The sequence below is a fragment of the Phaeobacter sp. HF9A genome, assembly GCF_011806385.1.
Classification (GTDB): domain Bacteria; phylum Pseudomonadota; class Alphaproteobacteria; order Rhodobacterales; family Rhodobacteraceae; genus Epibacterium.
In genome coordinates this window covers 1-8852 of the sequence record NZ_JAATOX010000145.1, presented here as the reverse complement: position 1 = coordinate 8852, position 8852 = coordinate 1, and the positions used below count along the sequence as shown (strand labels likewise).

Below are 8852 nucleotides of genomic sequence, written 5' to 3'. Positions count from 1 at the left end.
ATGCTGTCGTTGCCCTCATCCCCGTAGATGATATCGGTGGAGGTATCGCCATGGAGGGTATCGTTGCCATAACCGCCCACCAGGGTATCGGCACCGGTGCCACCGACCTGGCTGTCGTCACCGAAACCGCCGAAGATCAAGTCATGGCCGGCATTGCCGTCCATGACGTCATTGCCGTCCTCGCCATAGAGGACATCGCTGTCGTCGCCCCCTTGCAAGCTGTCATGGCCGAGGCCGCCCCAGAGTGTGTCACGGCCACCATTGCCGAGCAGGTGGTCATCACCAGCCTGGCCATACAGAACGTCAGCGTTGTCGCGCCCGATCAGCCGGTCTTCGCCACTGGCGCCGATCAACTCGCCGGAACTGGTCAGGATCACTGCTGCATCTGTTTCGGGCTGAGGTCGGTAAAGGCCCAGAAGATCCTGGCGCAGGAAATCTTCCATATCGAGACTGTTGCCGTTGCTTGTAAAAAGACGCAAACTTTCGCTGCCATAGCGGATCAGGGCACCATCCGCCCGGGAGGAGATGTTCAGTTGCGCGACCGAGCTGAGCGCGTCCCAGGCGCTGAGGTCGATGCGATCCTTGGTGCTGTCAAACGCTTGGATCATGTCTGTGTCTCCATCAGCCACCAGTACAAAGACATCCTGGCCGAGGCCGCCGATCAGTTGGTCATTGCCATGGCCGTCCAACAGGACAGCGCCAGTGTTCCCGGCGGACAGGGTGTCGTTGCCGCTACTGCCCATCTGCACTGCATCTGCGGCGAGGGTCGCGGTGGTATGGCTCAGGCCAGCTTCGGTTTCGGAAGTGGCAAAGACATGCAGCGTATCGCCTTGCATCTGTAGCGCCAGCCCGTTGACATTGTTGAGGCCTAGTGTGGTGCTGTCGGCCAGACTGTCGAGGACCAGAAGTTGACCGCTGTCCAGGAGGGCAAAGAGTGTCAGCCCGTCGTCCCCCCCGCCTGCGACCACATAGGTCTGGCCGCCATGGATGATCGACTCCATTACGGTGACAGCCCCAAAACGGCTGGAGAGCGTGTCGACCTCATGGTCGAGCAGGCTGAGCTGCCCGTTTCCGTCGACGCCGATCACGGAAATCGAGCTGCTTCCTGCTGCGGCTAGAAGCAGCACTGGCTGGCTGCTGATTTGAGTGGCCAGCAGTGCGGTAGGGGCATTGAGCCCGACGCCGTCGTGGGTTCCAAGGCTGTCCAGATGAGTGAGGCGGCCAGAGCTGTCCAGGCGATAAGCACTGACTCCGGCTTCCCATTCGGAGGCGGCAAAAATGAGTTGTTGCTCCGCCACCACGGCGCTGGCCATCATCTGCACGTCGCCCAGATAGGTGCGGCTGGTGTCACCCTGGCTGGAGAGTGGGCTGAGGAGCTCATCGCTGTTCCGTGCCAGTGTGACCAGCCCGGGCTGACCGAGCCCGGCGGCCACCAGGATCTCACGACCGGTGCTGGTGGTGGCCAGCAGGGTGAAGCGGTCACCAACAAACCCCGTGTCATCGGTATAGAAGGCGGCGCTGCGGGACAGCTCTGTGTGGGTGTCAAACAGGGATTCCACCGCAGCGCTGCGGACTGTGGCCTGTTTCTGGGCGAGGGAAAAGGCGATTTTGTCACCGCTTTCTTCGCTATTCTGGAGATAATCGAGGCCGCCGTTGGAGAGGCAAAACTGCCGTATATCGTCGCCAGCGCTCATGTGCAGATCGATCAGGATCTGGTTGGAGCGGGTGTCCAGTAACAATCGTGGGGCAGTGCCGGTGTAGAACTCACTTGCGATTTGGACGTATTGTGCTGTTTGGAATGTCGTCATGCCCGATCCGCCTTGGCCTGTGGTTGAAACCGGGGCTCAGGCTGCGGGGGAGGGGCGGCTTGTCTGTGTTGGATATGTGGCCAAACCGCGGATCTTTGCGCGGATTGTTTCCAAATTTGACGGTAGAGAAATGTCGCGCTTTTTACCGGCCAAAGGTGATCACCGACACATATATAGAGTCAGCTAGAGGAGGGCAGGGGCGTTACTTGCTGCGCTTCATGTTGGAGACATGTTTGGCGATGGCCTCTTCGACATCATCGAAATAGGTTACCTCGCCGTTTTCCAGTACCGCACCGGCATTGCAGAGATTGCGCACCTCGATCAGTGAGTGGGTGACCACGATGGCGGAGGATTTTTTCATCCGCGCCTTGAACACGGCAGCGCTCTTGCGGCGAAATGCGCTGTCGCCAACCGAGGTCACCTCGTCAACCAGATAGGTGTCGAAATCCAGTGCCATGGAGATGCCGAAGGCGAGGCGTGAGCGCATGCCAGAAGAATAGCTGCGTACCGGCATGTGCAGATGACCACCAAGGGCTGCGAAATCGGCGACAAAATCCAGCATTGCGTCGGTGTCCACACCATAGATACGCGCGACAAATCGGGCATTTTGCGCACCGGTTAGATCTCGGTGAAAGGAGCCAGCAAAACCGACAGGAAAGGAGACGGCGCCCCGGGTCAGGATCTGGCCTGAATCGGGGTTCATATTACCTGAAATCATCTGTAGCATCGTGGACTTGCCCGCTCCATTGCGTCCGAGAAGTGCCATGGCCTTGCCCTGGGGGATGGTCAGGTTGATGTTCTTTGCTACGTATTTGCGCCCGTTGGGGGTGGCAAAGCTTTTGGTGAGATTTTCCAGAATAATCATTGCGAACTCTGGCTCAACGGCGATCCCGAAGTGAATAGAAAATGAGCGCCATGGTGGCCCAAGCGATCATCAGAAACAGCGCCGTCAGGCTGAACAGTAAAACCCGGCGCGGGTATTCTGGGCTTTGAGCTAGGGTCGGGTTCAGGTAGGCTGCGAGATACCGGCTCTGACGCTGGGCTTCAGCCTGGGCTATGTCGTAATTTTGCAAGGCACCGGTATATTTTTGCTCTGCAAACTCCCGGTCCACGCCGAGCCGCTCGAAATCAGCAACCAAGGTGGCATAATCCTCACCGCTTGCAGCACTTCCGCCTCCGCCGAATTTGTTTCGCTCTTCCTGAATGCGGGCGCGAATGGCATTGATGCGTTGCTGTGACTGGTGCAGGCGCGGGTCACCCTCCTGCACATTTGTCAGAAGCAGGTCGTAGTTGATCAATTCGGTGCCCAACTGCTGTTGCAACGTATTTAGGAGACCCATTTGCAACTGAATATCGGCACTCGGGTCAACGATCTGGGTACGTGAGCGGAAAGCAGTGAGGGCTTGGCGAGCTTCCTTCAACTGCTCAACCGCTGTATCCAGTTCCTCGCGCGCATAACGCATGGCGTCTTCGCGCGCGATGGCGGATAGCTCGTTGATCATTACCGAACTCTCGGCAAAAATCATCGTGGCGATCTCATGCGCCTCTTCCGGGGTAAAGGCTTTGACCTTCACCTCGATGAGGCCGGTCCCCGGCGCGTAGGAGATCAGAACCATCTTTCTCCAATATTTGACCAGATCTTCGATTGAACTATTTGGCGCCAATGAGAAGATGGGGTCTATGTTGGTGTGGCGGGTGAAACGTGCACGCAAGTCGAGGCGGGCGTCGATCTTCTCTACCAGTTCCTGGGACTGAATGTATTCGAAGAGAATATCACTGTCCGACGAAGAGGCGCTGGAGAGTTTGGTCAGCCCGCCGAGTATATCGACAGCAGAGGGGGCTTCTTCGCGCCGCACGGTGAAGCCAAGGCTGGATGTGTATTGATCAACTGCCCGGGTCCAGAGGTATCCGGCGGTTAGCAGCAAAGGCACGCAGACGAAGATCAGGAAAGAAACTAACAGCATCCAATGACGCGGTTTTGCCTTGGCGGTACGAGCCGGGGCATAGATCGGGTCTGCAGGCTGTTTGGGCTTGGGTTTCGGAGCGCCTTTTTCCTTGGTTTTGGTCACAGCCTCTTGCGGGGAGGCCTTGTCCAAAGGTCCGAGATTTGATTGATTGTCCGCCAAGTCTGTGATCCAAATGATTGCTCTGAAATCATCTTATCTGATTTCACAGGATAACCGAAAGTACCAGTCTAAATGACACAACTGAAATGACACAGGTCCCTGTATCTGAGGACTTCCGTCCTGTGGCTCGGCCTCGGTTACGATACCGAGGTGTGCGGTCGGTGGTTGCCCTGATCCTGCGAGAGATGTCCACCAGTTATGGACGAACACCGGGAGGCTACCTTTGGGCGATCTTGCAGCCGCTGGCAGTGATTGCAGTATTGACGCTGGCCTTTTCTATGATGCTTAGGTCACCGTCTCTGGGAACAAGCTTCTTGCTGTTTTATGCGACCGGTTTTTTGGTTCTGCGGATGTTTCAGGAGGTGTCCGGGGCTGTCGGTTGGGCGATTGGCTTCAATCAGGCTTTGCTCGCTTATCCAAGGGTCACTTATGTCGATACGTTGATTGCGCGAGCGATACTGGCGGTTTTGACCCAGATCATGGTGAGCGTCATTGTCTTCGCGACGGTTTTTACCATCGAAGACATCCGTATCATCATGGACTTCAAGCCTATCCTGCAGACTTTTGGCGCAGTCGTGTTGTTGGCGGTGGGGATTGGAACCTTCAATGCCTATGCCAGTTTTTCCTTTCCGCTCTACAAGACGGCTTGGAATGTAGCGACCAGGCCGCTGATGTTGGCGTCGGCAATTTTCTATACATATGATGATCTGCCGACTTTTGCGCAGAACATTCTGTGGTTTAACCCGCTTATACATCTGACGGGTCTTATGCGTACGGGGTTCTATGCCAGTTACGAGCCGACCTATATTTCGCTGACCTATGTCTGTCTTGTGGGGGCGGTGCCGCTGTTCTTTGGGGTTCTACTGCTGCGCCGTTATACCAGGGACATCCTTTATAAGTGATGTCCGCTGCGATTGAGGATGGGCATTGGGGTATCCTGAACTGTCCAAGAAAAAGGCCGCCTAGGAAGAGGCGGCCTTTTTAATATCTTACTCGGCGGCCGAGGCGTGGTCTTCTTTGACCCATTTCAGCTTGTCGCGCTGGACCTGCTCAACCGGCAGAATATCCTGACCTTTGTATGCCAGAGCCATGTCTACGTTTTTCAGGTCGCGGCACAGGCGACGTAGCCCATCGGGCTCCAGGCTTGCGGCGTGGTCGGTGCCTTTCCAGGTGCGGTCCAGAGTGAAGTGGCGCTCGATATGGGAGAACTTACCCTTGCCGTCCGCTTCCATTGCGCGGCCAACAGCCAGAGCCGCCACATCGGCAGAAATACCCAAATGGTGACCGGAGAAGCCGATACCTTTGACGGTGGCACCGAATTTTTCCATCAGGTTGCGAATTTCAAAGAGGCAGATGTCTTCGAAGGCCACCGGGTAGCCAGAGGTGCAGGAATAAACCACCAGGTCCTTAGCGCGGCCGCGTTCGGCGTAGAAATTCACCAGATCGACGATTTCCTTGCCGGTGGACATGCCGGTGGAGACATGGATCTCGCCCGCGTAGTTTTCGCAAAGGTAGCCCTGCAGGTCATAGTGCTGGTTGGTCGCCGAGGGGATCTTCAGCAGCGGAGGGTTCAGTGCCGCCATTTCCTTGGCCGAGGTCAGGTCCCAGACGCTGGTGGAATAGGCAATGCCATTTTCGGAGCAGCACTCAATCAGCTCCTTGTGCTGATCTGTGTCCATTTCCAGGAATTCACGGTGCGCACCATAGGTGTCACCATACGCGTTTTCCGGTACCGGGTGTGGGGTGTTGTATTGTTCCGGGGTCAGCAATTCGCGGTTATGACGCTTCTGGAATTTTGCGATATCTGCTTTGCAGACATGGGCTGCGACGCGGATCAGTTCCTTGGCAATCTCCAGGTCGCCTTTGTGATTGCATCCGATTTCGGCAATCACTTTAACGGGGGTCTTATTTTCGCTCATGTTCTGTCGTCCAATGTGTTGGAGAATGTTGAGGCCCTCGTTGCAGGGCGGTGGGTGGCTCTGTATGAGAGCTATAGGACAGCCTTGTAACGGCACAGGCGATCTTGGGCAAACCATAAAGACATGCGATGACAGGCGCTAACATGCAACATTCTCTGGTTCCTGTTGTCTCGGTCATTATGCCTGTCTACAACGCTGAAATGACTTTGGAACAGGCGGTTGAATCAGTGCAGGCGCAGCGCTTTGAGGCCTGGGAGTTGCTGCTCATTGAGGACGGATCGCAGGATGGGTCAGCGGAAATTTGCGCGCGCCTGAGCCTGAAAGACAATAGGATTCGCTTGCTGCGGCAACCGGGAAATACCGGAGCGGCGGCCGCGCGCAATGCCGGGCTCGCTGCGGCGCGGGGACGTTATATCGCATTTCTTGATGCCGATGACCGCTGGCTCGAGAGCAAACTACAGCGGCAGATCGCCTTCATGCAGGAGACCGGTACGGTGTTCTCCTACAGTGGTTTCTGGCGCAGGCATGGCACCGATCAATATCAGGTTCGGGTACCGAAGCGTGTGACCCGTGCAGATTTATTGCGGGGGAACGTAATAGGGTGCCTGACAGCTATCTTTGATCGGACGTATTTTGGTGAGTTGCAGATGCCGTTGTTGCGGATGCGACAGGATTTTGCCTTTTGGCTCTTGCTTCTGGAGCACTGCGATGAAGCCCAAGGTATCGACGAACCTCTGGCTGTCTACAACGTCCACCCGCATTCGCTGACGGCTGGGCGGGCGCGGGCGATGCGGGCGACCTGGCATATGTATCGGACACATCTCGGCCTGCCTGTCTGTCTGGCGGCCTGGTATATGTCGCACCATCTGATGCGCCGGATCCTGCGCGGCTAGGCTGGATCGCTTGGAATTTCGCTATGTGCAGGCTAAGAGCAGTGGTGAATTTCAAAATGGGTGTATGCGTTTTGGACCCGGAACTGAGGAAAATGACGTTAAAAAAACGGCTTTGGGCTGCCTACCACGGATTTAAGGCACCAGAACGGCTTGTAAGTTTTGTTGCTGCTGAACGCATGAAGCAGGCGGATGAGGAACGCCAGGCCTGGCAGGAAGAAGTACCACGCTGGGAGCGGATCGAGACCATCGCGCGTGAAGCCCTGCAGCAAGCCGGTGTTGCTGGGGGGCGTATGTTGGAAATTGGCGGCCGTTTGAACCCGAGGCATGCAAATTTCCCGGAATTTGACTATCATGCACTTGATTTGAAGGAGGCCCCGGGCGCTGGCGTGACGGTTGCTGTCGGAGATATTACCAACTGTCCGCATATCGCTGATGAAAGTTATGACTTCATCTTCAGCCTCGATGTCTTTGAGCATATCAACAAGCCTTGGCTGGCGGCAAAGGAGATCCAGCGCCTGTTGAGGCCGGGCGGTATCACTATGCACAGCACCCTGTTTTCTTGGCGCTATCATCCCTGTCCTATCGATTACTGGCGCTATTCTGCTGATGGGCTAAAGTCGCTGTTTGATGGGCTTGAGTGTTTACATGCTGATTTTGACTATTCGGAACGTCGCCGCGATTTGCGGGGTAGGGATGGCAATATGGTCGAATGTGATGCGCTTGGAGGGTGGCGTGAGAACGTGCGGGTGAACTACGCTGGCCGTAAGCCGCAATCATGACCCGGTTGGCTCCGCGTCTGACGGTGACGGTCGCGATTTCAACGCTCGGCGTCGGGGTGAAACGGATCCGTCTGCCCGAGAAGCACGCAGACATCGACTATCTGATTTTGCTGCAAATGCCGCAGGACGCACCGGCGGGGCTGGTGGAAACTCTGTTGGCGGGGCGGGATGACGTTGCCCTCCTCGCACGTCCCGACCGGGGCCTGTCCAACAGCCGTAACGCAGGGCTAGAACAGGCTCGGGGCGATCTGGTGTTGTTCTCCGACGATGACGTGATGTTACAGGTCGAGGGGATTTTGGCGCTCCGGGACCAGTTTTTTCTTGATCCTGATTTGGTGCTGGCCGCAGGTTGGCGAGCGGAACGCCTACCACAGAACGCTTCTGAGCAACGCCTCACCCGTTTTAACAGTGGTCGCATCTGCGCGCCGGAGTTTATGGTGCGTAAAGGGGCGGTCTTGGCGCTTGGCATACGATTTGACCCGGCGTTCGGCCTTGGTGCGCAGTATGGCATCGGTGAGGACTATATCTTTGTCACCGATATTCTGGGGGCAGGTGGAAAGGGGATTGCAATACCTGTTGTTTGTGGCTCGCATCCCCATGCCAGTACGGGTGATCTTTGGAATGATCCAATTCTGATGATGGCGCGCAAGGCAGTCATACTGCGAGTGTTTAACCGTTTTTTCGGGAGGGCTGTCTGGCTGGTGTATTTGTGGCGCCATAAGTTTAAAAAATGGGCCCTAAGGTAATAAAGATGACGCCTATCTATGAGCGGCTCTGTTGTGCCGGATTGGTTTCAACTGGCTGCGTTGGTTTTGTCACATTCATGGGTCGGACGTTGCTGGTTCATCAATCTCGGCGTAGTCGATGTCGATGCAGACACAAAAGATCAGCTACAATCGCCATCGCTCTCCGTAACCACCCGATTTAGGCCGCCTTGCAATTTTCGCTCGCTGCCGGAGCCCATTTCCAGGGCAGAAATTCGTCGAGCCGGTTGATTTTGTGATCGTTGATGCGGGTGAGAACGTCAGTGAGGTAGGCCTGCGGGTCCAACCCGTTCATCTTGGCGGTCTCGATGAGAGTCATGGCGCGGGCGAGAGTTTCGCCGCCGGTGTCGGATCCAGCAAGCAGCCAGTTGCGGCGACCAACGCCGATGGGACGCATGCCGCGTTCGGCTGCGTTGTTGTCGATGGCCACCCGGCCATCGTCCAGGAATAGACAGAAGGACGGCCAACGGCTTAGGCCATAGCGGAAGGGGGTAATCCCCCCCGATCTTAAGGGGATGCGGAAGTAGAATTTTCTCGGCAGGATGAACGAGGAGATTCCGATG

9 protein-coding genes are annotated in these 8852 nt (G+C 56.3%); 4 read left to right on the top strand and 5 right to left on the bottom strand.

Going from position 1 to position 8852, the window contains the following annotated elements:
- The 3 genes from HCZ87_RS21240 to HCZ87_RS18235 form a co-directional block, all read right to left on the bottom strand.
- A partial coding sequence (locus HCZ87_RS21240) for a calcium-binding protein (RefSeq protein WP_167646114.1) occupies positions 1 to 1808 on the bottom strand: 1808 nt, incomplete at its 3' end.
- A 202-nt stretch (positions 1809 to 2010) separates the two neighbouring features.
- Positions 2011 to 2673 carry an ABC transporter ATP-binding protein gene (locus HCZ87_RS18240; RefSeq protein WP_167646112.1) on the bottom strand — a complete coding sequence of 221 codons (663 nt, stop codon included), beginning with the start codon at positions 2671 to 2673 and terminating at the stop codon, positions 2011 to 2013.
- A gap of 13 nt (positions 2674 to 2686) precedes the next feature.
- A complete protein-coding gene (locus HCZ87_RS18235) occupies positions 2687 to 3934 on the bottom strand; it encodes a sugar transporter (RefSeq protein WP_254868697.1) in 1248 nt (415 codons plus the stop codon).
- Positions 3935 to 4095: 161 nt separating this feature from the next.
- On the opposite strand from HCZ87_RS18235, the gene HCZ87_RS18230 reads away from it, so the two are divergent.
- Complete coding sequence (locus HCZ87_RS18230) at positions 4096 to 4836, top strand: ABC transporter permease (protein WP_368484144.1); 741 nt, start codon at positions 4096 to 4098, stop codon at positions 4834 to 4836.
- A gap of 87 nt (positions 4837 to 4923) precedes the next feature.
- On the opposite strand, the gene HCZ87_RS18225 is transcribed toward HCZ87_RS18230, so the two are convergent.
- Positions 4924 to 5853, bottom strand: coding sequence for an N-acetylneuraminate synthase family protein (locus tag HCZ87_RS18225; RefSeq protein ID WP_167646107.1), 930 nt, complete (start codon positions 5851 to 5853; stop codon positions 4924 to 4926).
- A 143-nt stretch (positions 5854 to 5996) separates the two neighbouring features.
- Here HCZ87_RS18225 and HCZ87_RS18220 point away from each other — a divergent pair, with 143 nt between their 5' ends.
- The 3 genes from HCZ87_RS18220 to HCZ87_RS18210 are packed head-to-tail and all read left to right on the top strand — an operon-like array spanning position 5997 to position 8271.
- A complete protein-coding gene (locus HCZ87_RS18220) occupies positions 5997 to 6746 on the top strand; it encodes a glycosyltransferase family 2 protein (RefSeq protein WP_254868696.1) in 750 nt (249 codons plus the stop codon).
- A gap of 44 nt (positions 6747 to 6790) precedes the next feature.
- A complete protein-coding gene (locus tag HCZ87_RS18215) occupies positions 6791 to 7525 on the top strand; it encodes a class I SAM-dependent methyltransferase (protein WP_368484143.1) in 735 nt (244 codons plus the stop codon).
- Positions 7522 to 8271, top strand: a complete 750-nt coding sequence (locus HCZ87_RS18210; RefSeq protein ID WP_167646105.1) for a glycosyltransferase family A protein — start codon at positions 7522 to 7524, stop codon at positions 8269 to 8271. The genes HCZ87_RS18215 and HCZ87_RS18210 overlap by 4 nt, the downstream gene beginning before the upstream one ends.
- A gap of 178 nt (positions 8272 to 8449) precedes the next feature.
- Here the strand turns inward: HCZ87_RS18210 and HCZ87_RS18205 are convergent.
- Positions 8450 to 8852: transposase domain-containing protein (locus tag HCZ87_RS18205; protein ID WP_254868695.1), on the bottom strand; the 403-nt coding region annotated here is incomplete at its 5' end.